This is a genomic window from Gemmatimonadota bacterium, from assembly GCA_016720805.1.
In the GTDB taxonomy this organism is placed as follows: Bacteria; Gemmatimonadota; Gemmatimonadetes; order Gemmatimonadales; family GWC2-71-9; genus Palsa-1233.
On the sequence record JADKJZ010000001.1, the window covers coordinates 585,044 to 604,648 of the forward strand.

A 19,605-nucleotide genomic window follows, 5' to 3' on the forward strand; every position below is an offset into this window, starting at 1 on the left:
CAACGACTAGCGACTAACGACTCATGACTTCTTCGGCCCGAACAACTCCAGGAACTCCCCCGCCGTCTGCACCAGTTCCAGCTTCTCCAGGTTACCGGGCTCCTTGGCGAAGCCGGCGAGTTGGCCGAGGGTGGGGAGGTACTGGTTGGAGACCTCGAGGGGGGGCGCCACGATCAGGAAGACGTGGCGGACCGGCTTGCCGTCGATCGCGTCCCAGGGGAGCGGCTCGGCAAGCCGGGCGTAGGCCATCCGGAGGCGCGGGACGACGAGGGAGCGGCAGTGAGGAATCGCGATCCCTCGGCCCATGCCCGTTGACCCGAGCTGCTCCCGCCGATTGAGGACCCGGAGCAGGGTTTCCTCGGCCCGGGCGTCGAGCCGGAGGAGGCGGACCGAGGCGGCCAGCGCGGCCTGGCGGTCGGCCGCATGGAGGGCCAGATCAATCGATTCAGGCGCGAAGAAGTCGTGGAGGGACATGGCGGAAGGCTAATCCCACCGGGGTCCCCCTTCAACGCCGGGGCCGCCGAGGGTTCCCCTCGGTCCGACCTCCTCCCTAGATTAGGGGGATGCAGTTCCCGTATCCGACTGGTACCGACCACGTTCCGCTCTTCCTGGCCCCCATGGCCGGGGTCTCGGAGCCCCCCTTCCGCCGGATCTCCCGTCGGCTGGGGGCGGACGTCGTGCTGTCCGAGTTCCTCAACGCCGAGGCAATCCGCCGGCGGATAACCTCCACCCTCGAGGGGGCGGAGTTCGACGAGGTCGAGCGGCCGATCGGGATCCAGATCTACGGCGCCCACGCCGACGCCATGGCCCACGCCACGGCCCTGGTGACCGAGCACTACGGACCTGACTTCATCGACATCAACTTCGGCTGCCCGGTCAAGAAGGTCGTCCAGCGGAACGGCGGCTCCGGCTGCCTCCGCGACATGAACACGGTCGACGACATCATCCGCGCCTGCGTCGCCGCGACCCACCTCCCGGTGACGGTCAAGACGCGGAGCGGCTGGTCCGAGGAATCGCGTGACCCGGTCGGCATCGCGCTCCGGATGCAGGACGCCGGCGCCACCGCGTTCACGCTCCATGCCCGCACCCGGACGCAGATGTTCACCGGCAAGGCGAACTGGGACGACATCGCCTGCGTCGTCGAGGCGCTGGATGTGCCGGTGATCGGCAACGGCGACGTGGTGACGGCCGAGGACGCGCTCCGGATGCACGAGCACACCGGCTGCGCCGGGATCATGATCGGCCGGGGCGCCTTTGGAAATCCTTGGCTCTTCCGTGATGCGCGTGCGCTGCTCAACGGTGAACCGAAGCCGGCCGCGCCCGAGCCGGCGGAGCGCTTCGCGGTGGCACTCGAACACGCGCGTCTGGCGCTGCGCCTGCAAGGCAACACGCGCCACACCATGATCGAGTTCCGCAAGCACTTCGGCTGGTATACCAAGGGACTGCACGCGGCGACGGCCCTGCGCGGGAAGCTCTTCCAGGTCGAGTCGTTGGTGGAGGCCGAGCAGATCTTCGCGGACTACCTCGCCCGCGAATCCTTCGCGACGGCGGCGTGACCCTTCATCGCGTCGTCCAGAGCGAGGCGTTCACCTGGCTCGACGTCGTCTCTCCCTCCCGGCTCGACCTCCAGGACCTCGCCCGCACGTACGACCTCCACCCGACCGTGGTGGAGGACTGCCTCGATCCGGAGCACCTCCCCAAGCACGAGAAGATCGGCGACGCCACCTTCCTGATCCTCCGGGCCCACGACGACTCCGCCAAGGACGATGCCTCGTCCATCCAGGAACTGACCCGCAAGGTCGCCATCTTTTTCCGGCCGAACTTTGCGCTCACGGTCCATCGGGTGGACCTGCACGAAGTGGCCAAGCTGCGCGAGCGGTTTGGCAGCGGCGGCGAAATCACCGGCGAGGCGTGCACGCTCCCGCTGCTGCTCTTCGGGCTCGGCAACAACATCCTGAGTTCCTACGAGAAGCCGCTGGAACTGGCCGAGCAGCTGCTCGACCAGATCGAGGCGGGGCTCTTTGACGGCGGCCCGCCGCCCTCGCTGGAGCAGGCGCACAACCTCAAGCGCCGCGTCTCGCTGATCCGCCGCATCCTCTGGCAGAGCAGTCAGGTGATCAACAAGCTGGTGCCGCAGGCCGAGCGCGCCGAGCCGCTCTATCAGGACGTGCGCGAATCGGTCGAAGCACTGCTGTTCTGGGCCGATCAGCTGCTTGATGAAGCGAACAACCTCCAGCAGGTGCACCTGGCAGTTGCCTCGCATCGCAACAACGAAGTGATGCGCGTCCTCACCGTCTTCTCGGCGTTCTTCCTTCCGTTGACCTTCATCGTCGGCATCTACGGGATGAACTTCGCCCACATGCCGGAGCTGGCGCAGCCGTGGGGCTACCCGGCGGTGCTGGTGATCATGGTCGGCGTCTCGGCAGCGATCTTTGTGTGGTTTCGGCGGAAGGGGTGGCTCGGCGGATGAACGATGATGGATGATCGATGTTCGATAGGCATGCCGCCATCATCCATCATCCATCATCCATCATCCCAAATCGATCATCGACCATCGATCATCGGTTCAGCAGGACTTCCTCCCACAACTTCTGCATCCGACGCTGCGAGTCGCGCTTCGACCACGAGTTCTGCCAGCCGTGGGCCTCGATCGGGTAGGTGACGAAGTCGAAGTCCTTCCCCAGTTCCATGAGCCGCTGCGTCAGCCGGGCGGCATCCTGATACGTCACGTTGTTGTCGACCAGGCCGTGCTGGATGATCAGGCGATCCTTGAGGCCTGCGGCAAAGTAGATCGGTGACGAGGCCCGGTACGCGGCCGAGTCGGTGGCCGGTGCGCCGTTCAGGATGCGAGCGGTGTACCAGTGGTTGTAGTGCGCCCAGTCGGTCACCGAGCACTGCGCCACGCCACCCTTGAACACCCCGGGGTGCTTGAAGAGCGCCATCAGCGTGAAGAAGCCGCCGTACGAGCAGCCGTAGAGGCCGACGCGGTCGGGGTTGACGTTGTACTGCGCGTTGAGGAACGGTACCGCCGCGACGGCCGATGCGACATCGCGATCCCCCATGCTGCGATACACCGCCGTACGCGTGTCGCGACCATAGCCTGCGCTCGCGCGGTAGTCGAGCACCATGTAGGTGACGCCGAGGTCGGTGAGGTGCTTGGCATAGAGCGAGCCGCCGTGCGCACCCGAGCCCGAGAACGCCTTGTGGACGCCCTGGGCGTAGCCCGCGCCATGGATCTCCATCACCGCCGGACGATTGGCGTGCTGCGTGGCAGGCCGATAGACGCGCGCCCACACCGGCTTCCCCTGATCGTCATCGAAGGTGACGAAGTCACTGGTCGGCCAGGCGAGCTTCCAGAACATGTCGGTGCCACTCTTCGTCACGCGGATCGGCGCCGCCGCAAGGCTGGGCATCAGGTAGAGATCGGCCAGCTCCTTCGGGGTGCTCCAGCGGAGCACGGCGCCGTCCTCGCCCGGTGCCCAGACGGCGGTGACTTCGCCCTCGCCGAGGTTGTCGATGCGGGTGCGCGGTCCGCCGTCGGCCGGCATGCGGTAGAGGTGCAACTCGCTCGGATGTGCCTCGGAGGTGGAGAGGGTCCACCACTTGCCGTCGCGGGAGAGCGAGGCCGAGCGCACTTCCCACTGACCGCTGGTGAGTGCGCGGCGCGTCCCGTCCATCGCTACCAGCACCAGATGATCCCATCCGGTCTCTTCCGTGCGGATGGCGATGTGCTCGCCGTCCGGCATCCAGGTGAGGCCGCGCGGCTCGAGCAGCCAGGCGTCGTCGTGCTGGTGGTCGAGCGTCTTCAACTGCTTGCCGGTGGCCGGATCGACCAGGACCACCCAGCGGTCCTTGTAGTCGAGCGAGGCGAACTCGCCGATCAGGTGTGTCCCCTGGCGATTCCACTGCAGGTCCGTGGCGCGGACCGGCTTGCCAAAGCCGGCGGTGTCGACGAAGGTGATGGCGACGCTGTCCGGATCGGCCATCGGGTCGACGGGAATGATCGCGGCACGGCTCTGTGCCAACGGCGCGCCCACCTTGGCGCGCGACGTCCGCGAGATCACGATGCCGGAATCGTTGACGTAGTCCCCGAAGACGGTCGACCCTTCCTCGACCTTCGGCGTGGCGATGTAGCTGACGTACTTCCCGTTCGGCGTGATCGCCAGATCGCCGATCGTGTCGTCCTTCTTCGGCTTGAGGACGACGGCCGGCATCGCGACACGGTCACGGCGGGCGCGGGCCTTCGCCGAGTCCTGCTGCTCCTTGCGGCGCTTGACGAAGTCGAAGATCTCGACCTGCTCCTTCTTGAGCTCGGCGGCGTTCTTGTTGTCCTTCGGTGCCTCGAACTTGACGCTGGTGCGCGTGAGTTGCCGCTCGACGCCAGTGGTCGGGTTGAGCGCGAAGAGGTCGCCGTTCCGCTGGAAGCGCAGCTCGGTGTCGTCTTCCGACCAGCTGAAGCCGCCACCCTCGAGGCCGGCACGCAGGAGCCGCTCGCCCTTGCCACGCTCCCAGATGCGGAGCTCGTTCCGCGCACTCCAGACGCCGCGACTCCCATCGCGCGTCCACTGGACGCCGATCGGAATCTTCGTGGCGATCTCCCGACTCACCCCCTCGATCTTCTTCCCGTCACGCGAGACGCGGAACCACGGCGCCTCGGGGGCCACCGGCTCCGCAGGCTTCACCACGGTGTCATAGGAGAAATAGATCCAGCGCCCCTCGAGGTCCCAGCGTGGAGCGCCGGGAGTGATCCCCAGCCAGCGGGCGTCGACGGTGGAATCGAGCGGGACGCGGAGCGAGGCGTCTCGGGCGGAGGCATCGAGCTTCGACTGGCGGAGCGGCAGCGTCTGGGCCTGGAGGGCAGGGGCGACGAGCAGAAGCGCGACAAGCGGCAAGCGCATGGAGGACCCACGGGTAGGGAGGGAATGGAGGGAAGTCACCTAATATCCATCCTCGGAGGGAGAGACTCCAGTCTCCATGCGCCGGACTTGCCCAGCGCCGGAGCTTCGGTTACTCTTCGGGCACGGGGGCGATCGGCTTCGACGGGTTGGTAGAAGGCATCGCCGCGTGCCCAGGTCCGGGGTCCTGGATAATCCCTTCGGAAAAAAACACAATTGCCAACACTGATCTGGCGATGGCTGCGTAAGCTGAGCTTTAAGTAGTTCGCTTCACGCACCTCCGAGATGAAAGCCCGTCCGGGGCGTTCTGATCGGAATCATTAATCCGGAATAGCGACTGGTGGTCCTCCGACGCCAGAAGCGAGACTTCAGGAGGTCAACGTTGGGAAGGTCGGCTCGGCACCGGCCCAACGCCAAGTTCGAAGCGGAGCCTACGCACGTAGACGCGGTCCCGGAAATTGATTCGGACCAGGGTTCGATTCCCTGCGCCTCCATTTGGTTGGTGAACGGTGAACGGTGAACGGGCAATCCCCGCGATCCCGTTCACCGTTTACCGTTTACCCTCTCCCTGCACGAGACATCTCTTGGCCTCTCCACTCGCTCCGCCCGTCGCGCCCCGCCACCCGACCACGACCGTCCGTCACGGTGAGACGCTCCCCGACGACTACGCCTGGCTCCGTCAGAAGGAGGACCCGGCGGTCCGTGCGTATCTCGAGGCCGAGAACGCGTGGGCGGACGCGTGGCTGGCACCGACGGCGGCGCTGCAGGAGCAACTCTACCAGGAGATGCTCGGCCGCATCCGGGAGACCGATCTCTCGGTGCCGTACCGGAAGGGCGATTGGTGGTACTACACCCGGACCGAGGAAGGGAAGCAGTACCCGATCCACTGCCGTCGGCATGGCTCGCCGACCGAGGGGGAGGAGACGGTGCTGGTCGACCTGAACCTGCTCGCCGAGGGGAAGCCGTTCATGGCGCTCGGCGACATGGCGGTGAGCGACGATGGCTGGCTCTGGCCTACAGCACCGATGATAGCGGCTACCGGCAATACTCCCTAGCGGTGAAGGACCTGCGCACGGGCACCCTGCTGCCCGTCCGGCGTGAACGCGTGACCTCGGTGGCGTGGGACAGCGACGGCCAGACACTCTACTACGGCGTCGAGGACGCCGAGACGAAGCGCTCGTGTGATGTCTGGTACCACCGGCTCGGCGCGGAGGAGGACACGCTCGTCTTCCACGAGGCCGACGAGGCGTTCAACGTGGGAATCGCGCGGACCCGGAGTCGGGAATGGCTCGTGATGTTCAGCGGCAGCCACACGACGTCGGAAGCCCGGGTGCGGCGCGCCGGCACTGCTGACGCCTGGCAACTGGTGCTCCCGCGGATCGCCGACCGCGAGTATGACGTCGATCATCACGGCGACCGGTTCTTCGTTCGGATCAACGACACGGGGCGCAACTTTCGCCTGGTGACGCTTCCCGTCGGGGGGGGGACGCTGGCGGAGGCGACCGAGGTCGTCCCGCATCGCGACGGCGTCATGCTTGAGGGGATGGAGTGCTTCCGCGATCACCTGATCGTGCACGAGCGCGAGGACGGCGTGCCCCAGATCGCCGTCCATCGGTTGGCGGATGGTGCGATGCACCGGATCGCCTTTCCCGAGCCGGCCTACGAGTGCTATCCGCACGCGAATCCCGAATTCGACGCGACGGTCTATCGCCTTGGCTACCAATCGCTGGTCACGCCGTCATCCGTGCTCGACTACGATCTGCGCACGCGTGAACGCACCCTCCTCAAGCAGCAGGAGGTGGTCGGCGGCTATGATGCCGCCCGTTTCGTCTCGCGCCGCATCCACGCCACGGCGCCCGACGGCACGCAGGTGCCGATCTCGCTGGTGCGTCGCGCGGATGTGCCCGAAGACGGCACCGCGGCGGCACTCCTGCATGGCTACGGCTCGTACGGCTATCCCTACCCGGTCTCCTTCTCGTCGAATCGTCTCTCGCTGCTCGAACGCGGCATGGTGGTGGCGATCGCCCACATTCGTGGCGGGGGCGAGCTGGGCAAACCGTGGCACGATGCCGGGAGGATGGGTGAGAAGATGCACAGCTTCACCGACTTCATCGCGTGTGCCGATCACCTGGTCACGCATCGCATCGTGGCCGCGGATCGCCTCGCGATCGAGGGCGGCAGTGCCGGCGGGCTGTTGATGGGTGCGGTCGTCAACCTCCGCCCCGAGCGCTTCGCGGCAGTGCTCTCGCAGGTCCCGTTCGTGGACGTGATCAACACCATGTCCGACGCCACGCTGCCGCTCACGGTGGGTGAGTACGAGGAGTGGGGCAATCCGGGCCTCCCCGAGGAGTTTGCCTGGATGCGCGTGTACTGCCCCTACACGAATCTGTCGGCACGGCCATACCCACCGATGCTGGTGCGCACGGCGTTCAATGACTCACAGGTGATGTACTGGGAGCCCGCCAAGTACGTGGCACGCATGCGGACGCTCAAGACCACCGACGCCCCGCTGCTCTTCCTCACCAACATGGGGGCAGGGCATGGCGGCGCGTCTGGCCGGTACGACCGGCTGCGCGAATACGCCGTCGACTACGCGTTCCTGCTGACGGTGCTTGGCGTGGCATAGCCGATGGGACGGGTGCCCCGGGGCGTTGCGGGGCGCCACCCGCCCGTGCCGCGCCGTCTGGGGGTATACTCCGGGTGCTCGCCGACCCTCCTCCCCCAGAGGCATCATGCGCTCCCAACTCCGCGCCCTTCGCCGCAGCGTGTTCGCCGTGCTCACGATGGCCCTTGCCGCGTGCGGACAGAATCTGGTGGGTCCCGCGGGCGAGGCGTGCGGGGGAGACCCTCACTTCACGGCGATTCCCGTGGCGCTTGGCGACATCGAGGCGATCGCCGTCGTGGGCGGGCTCGGTGCGCCCGGGCACACCCTGCCCACGGCGCACACCGGCTTCATCCTCCGAACCGAAGGCGCCGAAGTTCGCTCTCCCGGCGCCATCCAGATCACCAAGCTCCGCCGGACCCGCTACATCACGTCGCCCAACCGGCAGGGGCACGAGGACTACACCGCCGAATTCCAGGTGTGCAAGGATATCTCCGGCTGGTTCGGCCACCTCTCGTCGCTCTCGACCGCGATCCCGGTGCCGGACGGTGGCTGGAAGGAGTGCGAACGCTACAGCACCGCGCTGGAGTCGATCGAGAGCTGCACCGCGCGCGTCGACAAGGTCTCGCTCACCGCCGGACAACCGATGGGGACGAGCGGCTTCTCGATCGCCCTCGGCCTCATGGGGCTCGACTTCGGGCTGCTGGACGCGCGCGTGACGAATGCCTATGTGGCGCGATGGCGGTTCCCCGAGCCGGTGTTGCGATCCGTCTGCCCGTGGGAACGCTTCGACGCGACGATCAAGGCCCAACTCTACACCAAGCTGCGGGACCTGAGCGGCGTGCCGAGGGCATCAAGCGGGGAGCCGCGCTGCGGAACCATGGTGGTGGACGTCGCTGGGACCGCGAAGGGGGTCTGGGCGCTGCCGAGCATTACGGAGCCGGTGCAAGGGAACGAAACCGGCTACATCACCCTGGCGAACTACCCGTACCAGCCGGAAGCCGAGCTCGCGCTCAGCCTCGGTCCGGACATTCTCGGCGCCACCGTGCTGGTGGTCCCCCGCGCGACGGAGGGTCGCGTCAACCGTCCTTTCGAGCAGGTTACGGCGGATGGGTTGATCTACTGCTACGCCCCTGCGCCGGGGGCCGGTGGTTTCATCAACGTCCTGCTGATGATGACCGGGCCGGGTGAGCTCATGATCCGGAAGGTCCCGCAGACGGCCCCGAATATGTGCTCGGCCGACCCGTCGACGTGGACGATGGCCGGCGCGACGCGCATGGTGCGCTAGCGGCGCACCGTGGAGTGTCAGCGAGCGTCGCTGTTGCCGAGCCGTTGGGTCTCGCCCGAATCGTCCAGGCGCGGCGACTCCATGGTCGCCTCGATCGCGCGGACCATCGCGACCGCTGCCATCCGGTCGCTCCGCGCGTAGAACAACTCGAGCCGGGGCCCCTTCGCACCGGGGACGCCGTCGAAGACGCGCAGGCCCCGCCCGCGCAACACCAGCCGGGGAAAGAGGATGCCCCCGGCCAACGAGACGCCCGCCAGCCAGTCGATGGGCACCTCGGCCTCCTCGGGGGCGAACGTCTCGGTCTCTTCCTTCACGCTGCTCAGGCCGACCTCCTCGAGTGTGCGAGTCACCGCCCACTCGAGAACCAGTCGGTCCGCCTCCAGGTGCAACAGCCCCTCGACCTTGGTGGTGATCGAACGCACCTCGGTCAGTTCCACCGAGTCTTCGTCGGGGATCTTGATCCGGAAGGGAAGGGGGGCTGGGTAGGACATGGCGAACTACTTTGCCGCCGCCATCGGAATCATCACCATCACCTTCTCCCAGCTCAGGTTCAGCGAGGTCGGGGCCGCGGAAATGGTGAACGCCTCAACCGGCGGCGACATCGGCATCGTCGGTGCCTTGCCGCGCCCGACTTCCTGCGCCTTCACCCCGTCATAGGCGCTCTCGATCCCCCACTGCGAGACCGACCGGTTGATCACGACGTCCCACGACGCGCCAGCCATCGGCACCGTGTAGAGCGAGTAGCTCCCGGCCTCGAGGCGGACGCCCGCCACCGTGATCGGGCCGGTGGTGTGAATGATCGTCGGCTCGTTGGCGCCAGTCCGCCACAGCTTGCCGTACGGCACCAACGCCGAGCCGAAGATGGCGCGCCCCTTCATCAACGGGCGGCCGTAGCAGACCTTCACCACCGCCGTCCCCACCTTGGTCGTGGTGGAGTCGTACTTCGACGCGCGCGTGGCGACGGAGGCGGCCGGGCGCTGGGGGGTACAGGCGGGATCGGCGGCGAGGGTCAGGGCGAGCAGGGACAGCATCAGCATGCGGTACTCCAGGGGGGAAAGGTCAATCAGTAAGCGCGCGCCATGCCGCAAGGGCGCGCTGGAGTGCTTCGGGACCGGTCTCTGCCGTGACGGTGAGGTGGCCCATCTTGCGGCCAGCGCGTGGTTCGCGCTTGCCGTAGAGGTGAAGTCGTACTCCCGGCATTCCCAGGGCGGCGGCCCACTTCGGATCGCCATCTGCCCAGAGGTCGCCGAGGATGTTGACCATCGCCGTCGGACCGAACGCCGCCGTCTCGCCAAGGGGAAGCCCCGCGAGAATGCGAACCTGCTGCTCGAACTGCGACGTCACTGCCGCATCGAGTGTCCAGTGCCCGCTGTTGTGCGGACGGGGCGCCAGCTCGTTCACCAGCAACCGGCCGTCGCTGGTGACGAAGCACTCGACGCCCATGACACCGACGTACTCGAGGGCGGCGACGATGCGCTCCGCGATGCTGCGTGCCGCGTCGGCCAGCATTGGCGGGACGTCGGCAGGAACGACCGTCGTGTGGAGGATCCCGGCGATGTGCACATTCTCGCCGACCGGCCAGGTCGCGACGGCGCCGGCCGCGTCTCGGGCCACCATCACCGAGAGCTCGGTGGCGAGCGCGACGCGCTCCTCGAGGATGCAGGGAACCTCACCCAGCGCGACCCACGCCGCAGCCAGCTCGTCGTGGGCGGCGACGCGGGCCTGTCCCTTCCCGTCGTAGCCGAACTGCGCCGTCTTCAGGATGGCGCCGAGCGGGCCAACGCGCTGCCATGCCGAAGTGCAATCCGCGACCGATGCGACGGACTGCCAGCCGACCGTCTCGACCCCGGCTTGATTGAGAAACGCCTTTTCGCGGAGCCGATCCTGCGTGGTCCACACCGCGTCACCGGAGGGCCGCACCGGGCAATGCGCGGCGAGGGCGCGGAGCACGTCGGCAGGCACGTTCTCGAACTCGGTGGTGATCGCATCCGCGCGCGCCGCGAGTTCCTCCAGCGCCTCGCGATTGCTCCACTCCCGGGCGATGTGCTCGTGTGCGATCTGCCCCGCTGGGGCCTCCGCGTCGGGATCGAGGACCACGACACGATAGCCGAGGCGTTGGGCCTCGGCGGTGAACATGCGCCCCAGCTGGCCGCCCCCCAGCACGCCGAGCGTCCCGCCCGGAAGGATCACGCGGGGGGGAGGGTCAAGGCACGGACCTTCAGGTCCTGCGCTGCGCGGAAGCCCTCGAGGCGACGCGCGAGGTCCGGGTTCTCTCGGGCGAGGATCGCGACGGCGAAGAGCGCCGCGTTGTGGGCGCCGGCATCGCCGATGGCGAAGGTGGCAACCGGCACGCCAGTGGGCATCTGCGCAATTGACAGCAACGAGTCGAGCCCCTGCAGGTGTTTCGACGCGACCGGCACGCCGAGCACCGGGACGATGGTCTTCGCCGCGAGCATCCCCGGAAGATGGGCAGCACCGCCGGCACCGGCGATGATGCACTTGAGGCCACGCTCCGCGGCCTCGGACGCATACTGAAAGAGCAGGTCGGGCGTCCGGTGCGCCGAGACGACTCGGGTCTCGTAGGGGATGCCGAACTCGACCAGCCGTGCCGCTGCGTGCTGCATCGTGGCCCAGTCAGAGTCGCTCCCCATCACGACGCCGACCAGCGGAAGCGTAGCCGGGCTCATACCGTGGCCTTCGTGCGGTCGACGGTCCCGCGCGAGGCCAGCGCGGCCTGGGCTGCGGCGAGGCGGGCCACCGGGACCCGGAATGGCGAGCACGAGACGTAGTTCATGCGGACCGTCTCGAAGAAGGCAATGGATGCCGGATCGCCACCGTGCTCGCCGCAGACGCCGATCTTCAGGTCGGCCCGCGTCGCGCGGCCCAGTTCGCAGGCCATCCGGACCAGCTTGCCGACCCCGGCCTGGTCGATGGTCTGGAACGGGTCCTGTTCCATGATGCCGCTGGCGACGTAGTGGGGCAAGAAACGCCCGGCATCGTCGCGGGACAGTCCGTACGTGGTCTGCGTGAGGTCGTTGGTCCCGAAGGAGAAGAACTGCGCCTCCCGGGCGATTTCGTCGGCCGTCAGGGCGGCGCGCGGCAGCTCGATCATCGTGCCGAGCAGATACGGCACCGTCAGTTGGCGCTCGCGGAACACCTCTTCCGCCACCTGCCGGACCAGCAGCGCCTGGCGTCGGAACTCGATCACCGACGCCACCAATGGGATCATCACCTCGGGCATCACCCGTCCCTTGCGGGCCGCGACGGTACAGGCGGCCTCGAAGATTGCCCGGGCCTGCATCGCGGTGATCTCGGGATACATGATCCCGAGCCGGCAGCCGCGCAGCCCGAGCATCGGATTCTCTTCGTGCAGCGACTCGACGACATGGCGCAATCGGTCGAGCGGCTTGCCGAGATCCTGCGACAACTTGAGGAGTTCCCCCTCGTCCTTCGGCAGGAACTCGTGCAACGGCGGATCAAGGAGGCGGATCGTGACGGGGAATCCTTCCATCGCCCGGAAGATCGATTCGAAGTCGCCGCGCTGCATCGGGAGGAGCTTGGCCAGTGCACGCTCGCGTGCCGGCCGATCCTCCGCGACGATCATCTCGCGCATCGCGAGGAGGCGATCGCCGTCGAAGAACATGTGCTCCGTGCGGCAGAGGCCGATCCCCTCGGCGCCGTAGTCGCGACTGCGATGCGCGTCGGCCGCGGTGTCGGCATTGGCGCGCACCTTCATCGGGCGAATCCGGTCGGCCCACGCCATCAAGGTGTGGTAGTGCTCGTCGAGCTCCGGCGCGATCAATTTGGCCTGCCCGACGTACACGATGCCCGTGCTGCCGTCGAGGGTGATCCAGTCGCCCCCATGCAGCACGCGATCGCCGACCCGCACCGTGCCGAGGGCCTCGTCCACTTCAAGATCCTGCGCACCGGCCACGCACGGCTTGCCCATTCCGCGAGCGACCACGGCCGCGTGCGACGTCATCCCGCCGCGCGCGGTCAGCACCGCCTTCGAGGCGACCATGCCGTGAAAGTCCTCGGGGGATGTCTCCCGCCGGACCAGGATCACGGCGTCGCCGGCACGCGCCCGATCGGCGGCAACATCCGCGTCGAAGACGATCTTCCCGGAGGCGGCACCGGGCGAGGCCGGAAGGCCGGTCGCGAGGCGGTCGAGTACGGCGCCGGGGTCGATCATCGGGTGCAGCAGCTGTTCGAGCGCGGAGGGCGGAATGCGCGCGACCGCTTCTTCCTCGCTGATCAGGTCCTCGGTCACCATCTCGCAGGCGATCCGGAACGCCGCCTGCCCGGAGCGCTGCCCGCGCCGGGTCTGCAGCATGTACAGTCGCCCTTCCTCGATGGTGAACTCCATGTCCTGCACGTCGCGGAAGTGGCGCTCCAGGGTGCGCGCCATCCGCTCCAGCTCCTGGAAGACGCCCGGCATCTTCTCGCGGAGGGCGGCAATCGGCTCCGGCGTGCGCGCCCCCGAGACGACGTCCTCGCCCTGCGCGTTGCAGAGGAATTCACCGTAGAGCAGCCGCTCCCCGGTCGACGGATTGCGCGAGAAGGTGACGCCGGTACCGGAGGTCTCCCCGAGGTTGCCGTAGACCATCGCGACGATGTTGACGGCGGTGCCCATCGTGTCGGGAATCTCGTGCATGCGACGGTAGTCGATCGCCCGGCGCGTGTTCCAGCTCTCGAAAACCGCGGCGATGGCGCCCCAGAGCTGCTCCATCGGCTCTTCGGGGAAGGGGCGACCGGCCTGTTCGGTGATGATCGCCTTGAAGCGGGCCACCAGGCCCTTGATCGCCGCCACTGGCAGGTCGATGTCACGCGACGCCCCGTGGGCGTGCCGAGCCTCCTCGACCAGTTGATCGAACGGCGCCCGGGGCTGGTCGAACACCACCACGCCGTACATCTGCACGAAACGGCGATAGCAATCCCAGGCGAACGCCGGGTTATTGCTCTTGGCGGCGAGTCCTTCCACGGTCTGATCGTTCAGGCCGAGGTTGAGGATGGTCTCCATCATGCCGGGCATCGAGACGGCGGCGCCGCTCCGCACCGAGACGAGCAGCGGATTCGTCGCGTCGCCGAACTCCCGACCCGTGGCGGCCTCGAGCCGCTGCAGCGACTGCTCGACTTGTGCCCGGAGCCGCGGCGGGAAGGACGTCGTGTCGAGATAGGTCTGGCAGAGCGTCGCCGAGATGGTGAAGCCTGGCGGAACGGGAATGCCGAGATTGGTCATCTCCGCGAGGCCGGCCCCCTTGCCGCCGAGGATGTCCTTCATCGCCGACGAGCCCTCGGCGCGTCCCTGGCCGAACGAGTAGACCAGCGGCTGTTGGGCGAAGGCGTCGATCATGCGATGACCTCCAACGGTGCGGCGGCGGTGCGGAACGCGCCGAAGGTGAGCTGCACGGGGGTCGGGTAGTCGCCGGAGAAGCAGGCATGGCACCAGTCGGTGCGGTGCGAGGTCGCCCCGGTCATTTCGTCGAGCGTGAGGTATTCCAGCGAGTCGACGCCGAGGTAGGCGCGAATCTCGTCGCGGGAATGCGTCGCCGCGATGAGCTCGTCCCGGGTCGGCGTGTCGATGCCGTAGTGGCACGGTCCGGTGATCGGCGGCGACCCAAGGCGGAGGTGGACTTCGCGCGCGCCGGCCGCGCGGATCATCTCGACCAGTCCCTTGCTCGTGGTCCCGCGCACCAGCGAGTCATCGACGACGACGACGGACTTCCCGGCGATCACTTCCCGGACCGCGTTGAACTTGATCTTCACCTTCTCGACCCGGATGGCCTGCGTCGGGTTGATGAAGGTGCGCCCGACATAGTGGTTGCGGATCAGTCCGTGCTCGAGCTTGACCCCAGAGACCTCGGAGTAGCCGAGAGCCATGACGTTTGCCGAGTCCGGCACGGAGAAGACGACATCCGCCCCGGCGGCGGGGTGGAAACGTGCCAGCTGGCGGCCGAGTTCGCGGCGGACGCGGTCGACGGATTCCCCGAAGATGGTGGAATCGGGTCGAGAGAAGTACACCAGCTCGAAGATGCAGCGCGTCACTCGGCGCGGCGAGAGGGGGGCGAGGTTGGTCACCACGCCATCCTCGAGTCGGACGAATTCTCCCGGCTCCAGCTCGCGGATGTTGGTGGCGCCGACCAGGTCCAGCGCGCACGTCTCCGAGGCCGCGACGAGGCCGTCGCCGACTCGGCCGACAAAGAGCGGCCGGAAGCCGCGCGCGTCGATCGCGGCATAGAGGGTTCGACCCACCCCGATGACCACGGAGTAGGCGCCATCGGCCTGCTCCAGGGCGTCGCGAATCTGTCCCTCGACCGTCGGGGCGTCGGAACGGGCGATCAGGTGGATCAGGACTTCGGTGTCGCTGTTGGACGAGAAGATCGCGCCGCCGCGCACCAACTCTTCGCGCAGCACGTCGGCGTTGACGAGGTTGCCGTTGTGGGCCACGGCCAAGGGACCGGCGTGATAGTTGACGAGGAATGGCTGGGCGTTCGCCAGGACCGTGCTCCCGGCCGTCGAATAGCGGGTGTGGCCGATCGCCACGTCACCGTGGAGCGCCTCGAGGGCCGGCTCGGAGAAGGCGTCGGCCACCAAGCCCATCTCGCGATGGATCCGGGCCGTGGTGGCCTCGTCGACGGCCATGATCCCGGCGCTCTCCTGGCCGCGATGCTGCAGCGCGTACAAGCCGAGGTAGGCGACGCGCGATGCGTCAGGGACCCCCGAGACACCAATCACACCGCACATCGCTTACTCCTCTCCTGAGGCCGTGACCGGAGCCGCCATGCGGCGGGGGATCGCGTCGAAATACTTCTGGCGGAGCGCGGCGGTCTGCCACGTCCAGCCCCGGCCGTCCCGATTGACGATCAGGTCAGTATCGGCCTCACCCACCAGGCCGAGGTAGTGTGCCGACACCCCCTGCGCCGCCGCGATGCGCTGCAGCGCGGCGACGTCCGCCGGGGCGCAGGAGACGATGGCGCGCGCGCCGTCCTCCCCGAAGAGGAAGCCGTCATCGCTGACGTCCGGGGCGTGCGCGTCGAGATCGATGATCGCGCCAAACGTGCTGGTGGCCCACGGACCGCCCATGCAGCACTCGGCGAGTGCCACGGCCAGGCCGCCATCGCTGAGGTCGTGCGCCGAGCGGAGGAGTCGCGCCTCCGCCGCCGCGATGAGAACTTCCTGGAGCGCGCGTTCCGCGGTCAGGTCGACCGGCGGCGGCGAGCCAGCGACGGTGTCGAGGACCTCCGCCCAATACGCCGATCCACCGAGGTATCCGCGGCTGGTGCCGAGGAGCAGGACGGCGTCGCCGGTCGCGCGGAAGTGCGACGGCACGGCCGTGGTGATGTCCGCCAGCAAGCCGACCATCCCGATCGTCGGCGTCGGATCGATGGCGCCGTGCGGGTTCTGGTTGTAGAGCGAGACGTTGCCACCGGTCACCGGCGTGTTGAATGCCAGACACGCTTCGCTGATGCCCCGACAGGCCTCGGTGAACTGGAAGAAGATCTCCGGCTTTTCGGGATTGCCGAAGTTCAGGCAGTCCGTGATGCCGAGTGGCCGCGCGCCGGTGCAGGCGATGTTGCGCGCCGCCTCGGCGACCGCGCCCTTGCCACCCTCGAACGGATCGAGGAGGACGTGCCGTGCGTTGCAGTCGACCGTCATCGCCAGGCCGAAGGTGGTGTCGGCCACGCGCAGGACACCGGCGTCGCCGCCCGGGAGAATCGCACTGCCCGCGCGCACCGTCGAGTCATACTGCTCGAAGACCCACCGCTTGCTGGCGATGGTCGGCGCATCCAGCAGGGTGAGCAGTGCCTGCCCAGGCGTCGGGGCAGGACGGCTCGGTGTCCGGGCCCGTCGGGCCACGGCTTCCTCCGATTCAATCGCTGCCGGTGTGTAGATCGGGCAGCCATCGACCAGTTCCTGTCCGGGAATCGCCGCGACGGTGCGCCCCTCGTGCACGATTCGGAAGAGACCATCGTCGGTCACGTGGCCGACCGGCGTGGCGTCGAGTTCCCACTTCCTGCAGATCGCCTGGATCTCCGGAATCCGATGGGGTTCCGCGACCACGAGCATCCGCTCCTGCGACTCCGACAGCATGATCTCGTACGGCGTCATCCCCGGTTCGCGGGTCGGCACCGTCGAGGTATCGAGCTCCACGCCGACGCCACCCCGCGCCGCCATCTCGGCGGAGGAGGAGGTGAGACCGGCCGCGCCCATGTCCTGGATCGCCACGATGACATTGCTGGTGATGAGTTCCAGCGACGCCTCGAGCAACAGCTTCTCGGTGAAGGGGTCGCCGACTTGCACCTGCGGCCGCCGCTTCTCGCTCTCGGCGGTCAGGTCCTCGGAGGCGAAGGACGCCCCGTGGATGCCGTCGCGTCCGGTGCTGGCGCCGACGGTCAGGAGAATGTTGCCGACGCCGTGCGCACGCGCCGTGATCAGGTCGGCCTCGCGCAGGAGCCCGACCGCCATGGCGTTGACGAGCGGATTGCCGCTGTAGCCCGGCGCAAAGCAGACTTCGCCGCCGAGTGTCGGGATTCCCACGCAGTTGCCGTAGTCACCGACGCCCTTGACGATCCCCGCGAAGAGCCAGCGATTGCGCGGATCCTCGAGCGGGCCGAGCCGCAGCGAATTGAGCACCGCCACCGGCCGGGCACCCATCGTGAAGACATCGCGCAGAATGCCGCCGACGCCGGTCGCCGCGCCCTGATACGGTTCGACCGCGCTCGGGTGGTTGTGTGACTCGATCTTGAACGCCACCGCCCAGCCCTCGGGGAGGCGAAGCACGCCGGCATTCTCGCCCGGGCCCTGAACCACCTGCGGCCCCTCGACCGGAAAACGCCGCAACACCGGCTTGGTGTGCTTGTACGAGCAGTGCTCGGACCAGAGCGCGGAGAAGATGCCGAGCTCGGTGAGCGTCGGGGTGCGACCAAGCAATGCGAGGATGGCGGTGTATTCCGTCTCGTTCAACTTGTGCTCGGCCACGACGGCCTGTGTCACCGGCCGTTCGCCCGGGAACGCCTCAGCGGGAGTCACGACGGTCATGCCGCCACCCCCGTCGTCGCGAGGCGGCCGATTAGCGACGTGAAGAAGCGGTGGCCCGCGTCGGAGCCGAGCGCCGCCTCGGCGAGGCGCTCCGGGTGCGGCATGAAGCCGACCACCGTGCCGGCGGCGTTGCAGATGCCCGCGATGTCGTTGGCGGAGCCGTTGGGATTGTGCGGGGCATCGCTGCCGGGGACGGCGACATACCGGAGCACGACGCGACCCTCGGCCTCGAGCGCCGTGAGGGTATCCGCATCGGCGACGAAACGGCCCTCCCCATGGGCGATCGGGATCCGGATCACGTCGCCGACAGCGTAGTCGAACGTGCAGACCGTGTCGCGGCGTTCGACCCGCACATCGACCGGCCGGGAGAGGAAGCGCTGCGCCGCATTCCGGAGCAGCGCCCCGGGGAGCAGGTGCGCCTCGCACAGGACCTGGAAGCCGTTGCAGATCCCGACCACGGCGCCGCCGGCTTCGGCATGGGCGCGCACGGCGTGCATCACCGGGGCAAAGCGCGCGATGGCCCCCGAGCGCAGATAGTCGCCGTACGAAAAGCCGCCGGGCAGGATGACCGCGTCGGCGCCCTGCAGGGAGGTGTCACGGTAGTCGAGCAGGACGGCCGCGCCGCCGGCGCGTTCGATGGCGGTGAGGGTCTCGGTCTCGCAGTTGCTTCCGGGGAAGCGGACAACGGCCACGCGTGCCATCAGGACCCGACCTCGATGACGAAGTCCTCGGTCACCGGATTGGCCAGCAAGCGCTCGCACATCGTGCGGGCGATCGCTTCGGCGGCGGCGGGGCTTTCCGCGTCGAGCGCGAGCTCGATCGCCTTGCCGACGCGCACCCCGGTCGCCGCGCCGAACCCCAGCGACGCGAGGGCGTGCTCCACGGCCTGCCCTTGAGGATCGAGGAGGCCGGGGCGGGGCATCACGCGGACGTGGACTTGGACGATCATTCAGCGTTCTCCTGACGCCGCTCAGCGCGGCGGGGACGTAGGGTCGGGGTGACCAGCGTGATCGGGGGCTGCTCGTCGTGCTCCTCATCGTCGCGCGCGGTGATCAGCAGCACGACATGGCGAATGAGACCGTAGAGCAGATACGTCAGGCCCAGCGTGAAGAGGAAGTACTGGGGCACAAGGAGCGAGCCCGCGAGCACCACCAGGTACCAGAGCAGGCCGAGGACCTGCGCCGGGGTGCGAACGCCGGCCGCCGGCCAGCGCGGATACTGGACATTGCTCACCATCAGCAGGGCCAGCGCCACCACCAGGAACACCAGCCCCTGGTGCTGGAAGTTCAGGTAGGCGAGCGAGCCGCGATACCAATCGGTCTGCGAGAAGGCGAAGTAGGTGGCCAGCGTCATCCCGGCCGACGGCGACGGCAGGCCGGTGAACCAGTGCGACGGCTTGCCGCCCTGGCCGGCCAGGACGTTGAAGCGCGCCAATCGGAGCGCCGCACAGGCGACGTAGAAGAAGCAGATCACCCAGGCGAGGCGGCCGGCGGTCGAGAATTCGAGAAAGTACATCAGGAGCGCTGGCGCGACACCGAACGAGATCACGTCGACGAGCGAGTCGAGCTCGGCGCCGAATCGCGAGCCGCTGTTCGAGGCGCGGGCGATGCGGCCGTCGAGCATGTCGAGCACGCCGGCGAAGACGATGAACCACCCCGCCCACAGGAAGTTGCCGTTGTGGGCGGAGACGATCGACCAGAAGCCGAAGAAGAGATTGCCGAGGGTGAAGGCGTTCGGCATCACGACGACGACGCGGCGCATGCCGCTCCGCGGGGGGGGCG

Annotated in this window: 15 protein-coding genes, 1 other RNA gene and 1 pseudogene; 5 read left to right on the plus strand and 12 right to left on the minus strand. The window is 68.0% G+C overall.

Going from position 1 to position 19,605, the window contains the following annotated elements; all coding sequences use genetic code 11:
• Positions 1-21 precede the first annotated feature (21 nt).
• On the minus strand, positions 22-474 hold the full coding sequence (locus tag IPP98_02760) for a PTS sugar transporter subunit IIA (protein ID MBL0178032.1): 453 nt from the start codon (positions 472-474) through the stop codon (positions 22-24).
• A gap of 89 nt (positions 475-563) precedes the next feature.
• Here IPP98_02760 and dusB point away from each other — a divergent pair, with 89 nt between their 5' ends.
• Together dusB and IPP98_02770 are read left to right on the plus strand one after the other, a co-directional pair.
• On the plus strand, positions 564-1,556 hold the full coding sequence (gene dusB / locus IPP98_02765; GenBank protein MBL0178033.1) for a tRNA dihydrouridine synthase DusB: 993 nt from the start codon (positions 564-566) through the stop codon (positions 1,554-1,556).
• On the plus strand, positions 1,553-2,470 hold the full coding sequence (locus tag IPP98_02770; GenBank protein MBL0178034.1) for a hypothetical protein: 918 nt from the start codon (positions 1,553-1,555) through the stop codon (positions 2,468-2,470). Before dusB ends, IPP98_02770 begins: the two co-directional genes overlap by 4 nt.
• 88 nt (positions 2,471-2,558) lie before the next feature.
• Here the strand turns inward: IPP98_02770 and IPP98_02775 are convergent, their stop codons facing one another.
• The gene (locus IPP98_02775) at positions 2,559-4,898 is read right to left on the minus strand and encodes a S9 family peptidase (protein ID MBL0178035.1); all 2,340 of its coding nucleotides are present in this window, start codon (positions 4,896-4,898) and stop codon (positions 2,559-2,561) included.
• Between the two features lie 124 nt (positions 4,899-5,022).
• On the opposite strand from IPP98_02775, the gene ssrA reads away from it, so the two are divergent.
• From ssrA to IPP98_02790, 3 genes and pseudogenes are all read left to right on the plus strand, one after another.
• Positions 5,023-5,392, plus strand: a transfer-messenger RNA (tmRNA) gene (gene ssrA / locus IPP98_02780).
• A gap of 87 nt (positions 5,393-5,479) precedes the next feature.
• Positions 5,480-7,521: pseudogene (locus tag IPP98_02785) on the plus strand (S9 family peptidase).
• Between the two features lie 106 nt (positions 7,522-7,627).
• Positions 7,628-8,785 carry a hypothetical protein gene (locus IPP98_02790; protein ID MBL0178036.1) on the plus strand — a complete coding sequence of 386 codons (1,158 nt, stop codon included), beginning with the start codon at positions 7,628-7,630 and terminating at the stop codon, positions 8,783-8,785.
• Between the two features lie 17 nt (positions 8,786-8,802).
• Here the strand turns inward: IPP98_02790 and IPP98_02795 are convergent, their stop codons facing one another.
• From IPP98_02795 to pssA, 10 genes are read right to left on the minus strand one after another with little or no spacing between them, the layout of a single operon-like run.
• A complete protein-coding gene (locus IPP98_02795) occupies positions 8,803-9,276 on the minus strand; it encodes a hypothetical protein (GenBank protein MBL0178037.1) in 474 nt (157 codons plus the stop codon).
• A gap of 6 nt (positions 9,277-9,282) precedes the next feature.
• Positions 9,283-9,822: a DUF2911 domain-containing protein gene (locus IPP98_02800; GenBank protein MBL0178038.1), complete on the minus strand. Its 540-nt coding sequence runs from the start codon at positions 9,820-9,822 to the stop codon at positions 9,283-9,285.
• A 22-nt stretch (positions 9,823-9,844) separates the two neighbouring features.
• Positions 9,845-10,975 carry a 5-(carboxyamino)imidazole ribonucleotide synthase gene (locus tag IPP98_02805; GenBank protein MBL0178039.1) on the minus strand — a complete coding sequence of 377 codons (1,131 nt, stop codon included), beginning with the start codon at positions 10,973-10,975 and terminating at the stop codon, positions 9,845-9,847.
• Complete coding sequence (gene purE / locus IPP98_02810; protein MBL0178040.1) at positions 10,972-11,472, minus strand: 5-(carboxyamino)imidazole ribonucleotide mutase; 501 nt, start codon at positions 11,470-11,472, stop codon at positions 10,972-10,974. The genes IPP98_02805 and purE overlap by 4 nt, the downstream gene beginning before the upstream one ends.
• Positions 11,469-14,138 (minus strand): pyruvate, phosphate dikinase, encoded by a 2,670-nt coding sequence (locus tag IPP98_02815; GenBank protein MBL0178041.1) that lies wholly within the window; start codon positions 14,136-14,138, stop codon positions 11,469-11,471. The genes purE and IPP98_02815 overlap by 4 nt, the downstream gene beginning before the upstream one ends.
• The gene (locus IPP98_02820) at positions 14,135-15,529 is read right to left on the minus strand and encodes an amidophosphoribosyltransferase (protein MBL0178042.1); all 1,395 of its coding nucleotides are present in this window, start codon (positions 15,527-15,529) and stop codon (positions 14,135-14,137) included. The genes IPP98_02815 and IPP98_02820 overlap by 4 nt, the downstream gene beginning before the upstream one ends.
• A 3-nt stretch (positions 15,530-15,532) precedes the next feature.
• Positions 15,533-17,824: a phosphoribosylformylglycinamidine synthase subunit PurL gene (gene purL / locus IPP98_02825; GenBank protein MBL0178043.1), complete on the minus strand. Its 2,292-nt coding sequence runs from the start codon at positions 17,822-17,824 to the stop codon at positions 15,533-15,535.
• Positions 17,821-18,525, minus strand: coding sequence for a phosphoribosylformylglycinamidine synthase subunit PurQ (gene purQ / locus IPP98_02830; GenBank protein MBL0178044.1), 705 nt, complete (start codon positions 18,523-18,525; stop codon positions 17,821-17,823). Before purQ ends, purL begins: the two co-directional genes overlap by 4 nt.
• The gene (gene purS, locus IPP98_02835; protein MBL0178045.1) at positions 18,525-18,773 is read right to left on the minus strand and encodes a phosphoribosylformylglycinamidine synthase subunit PurS; all 249 of its coding nucleotides are present in this window, start codon (positions 18,771-18,773) and stop codon (positions 18,525-18,527) included. The genes purQ and purS overlap by 1 nt, the downstream gene beginning before the upstream one ends.
• A complete protein-coding gene (pssA, locus tag IPP98_02840) occupies positions 18,770-19,585 on the minus strand; it encodes a CDP-diacylglycerol--serine O-phosphatidyltransferase (GenBank protein ID MBL0178046.1) in 816 nt (271 codons plus the stop codon). The genes purS and pssA overlap by 4 nt, the downstream gene beginning before the upstream one ends.
• Positions 19,586-19,605: the final 20 nt, after the last annotated feature.

What these genes read in the sequence shown, in the direction of transcription:
- IPP98_02795 (MBL0178037.1), bottom strand. Translation starts at nt 9,276, where the DNA reads ATGTCCTACCCAGCCCCCCTTCCCTTCCGGATCAAGATCCCCGACGAA.
- IPP98_02775 (MBL0178035.1), bottom strand. Translation starts at nt 4,898, where the DNA reads ATGCGCTTGCCGCTTGTCGCGCTTCTGCTCGTCGCCCCTGCCCTCCAG.
- purE (MBL0178040.1), bottom strand. Translation starts at nt 11,472, where the DNA reads ATGAGCCCGGCTACGCTTCCGCTGGTCGGCGTCGTGATGGGGAGCGAC.
- purL (MBL0178043.1), bottom strand. Translation starts at nt 17,824, where the DNA reads ATGACCGTCGTGACTCCCGCTGAGGCGTTCCCGGGCGAACGGCCGGTG.
- purQ (MBL0178044.1), bottom strand. Translation starts at nt 18,525, where the DNA reads ATGGCACGCGTGGCCGTTGTCCGCTTCCCCGGAAGCAACTGCGAGACC.
- IPP98_02790 (MBL0178036.1), top strand. Translation starts at nt 7,628, where the DNA reads ATGCGCTCCCAACTCCGCGCCCTTCGCCGCAGCGTGTTCGCCGTGCTC.
- IPP98_02800 (MBL0178038.1), bottom strand. Translation starts at nt 9,822, where the DNA reads ATGCTGATGCTGTCCCTGCTCGCCCTGACCCTCGCCGCCGATCCCGCC.
- dusB (MBL0178033.1), top strand. Translation starts at nt 564, where the DNA reads ATGCAGTTCCCGTATCCGACTGGTACCGACCACGTTCCGCTCTTCCTG.
- pssA (MBL0178046.1), bottom strand. Translation starts at nt 19,585, where the DNA reads ATGCGCCGCGTCGTCGTCGTGATGCCGAACGCCTTCACCCTCGGCAAT.
- IPP98_02815 (MBL0178041.1), bottom strand. Translation starts at nt 14,138, where the DNA reads ATGATCGACGCCTTCGCCCAACAGCCGCTGGTCTACTCGTTCGGCCAG.
- purS (MBL0178045.1), bottom strand. Translation starts at nt 18,773, where the DNA reads ATGATCGTCCAAGTCCACGTCCGCGTGATGCCCCGCCCCGGCCTCCTC.
- IPP98_02760 (MBL0178032.1), bottom strand. Translation starts at nt 474, where the DNA reads ATGTCCCTCCACGACTTCTTCGCGCCTGAATCGATTGATCTGGCCCTC.
- IPP98_02820 (MBL0178042.1), bottom strand. Translation starts at nt 15,529, where the DNA reads ATGTGCGGTGTGATTGGTGTCTCGGGGGTCCCTGACGCATCGCGCGTC.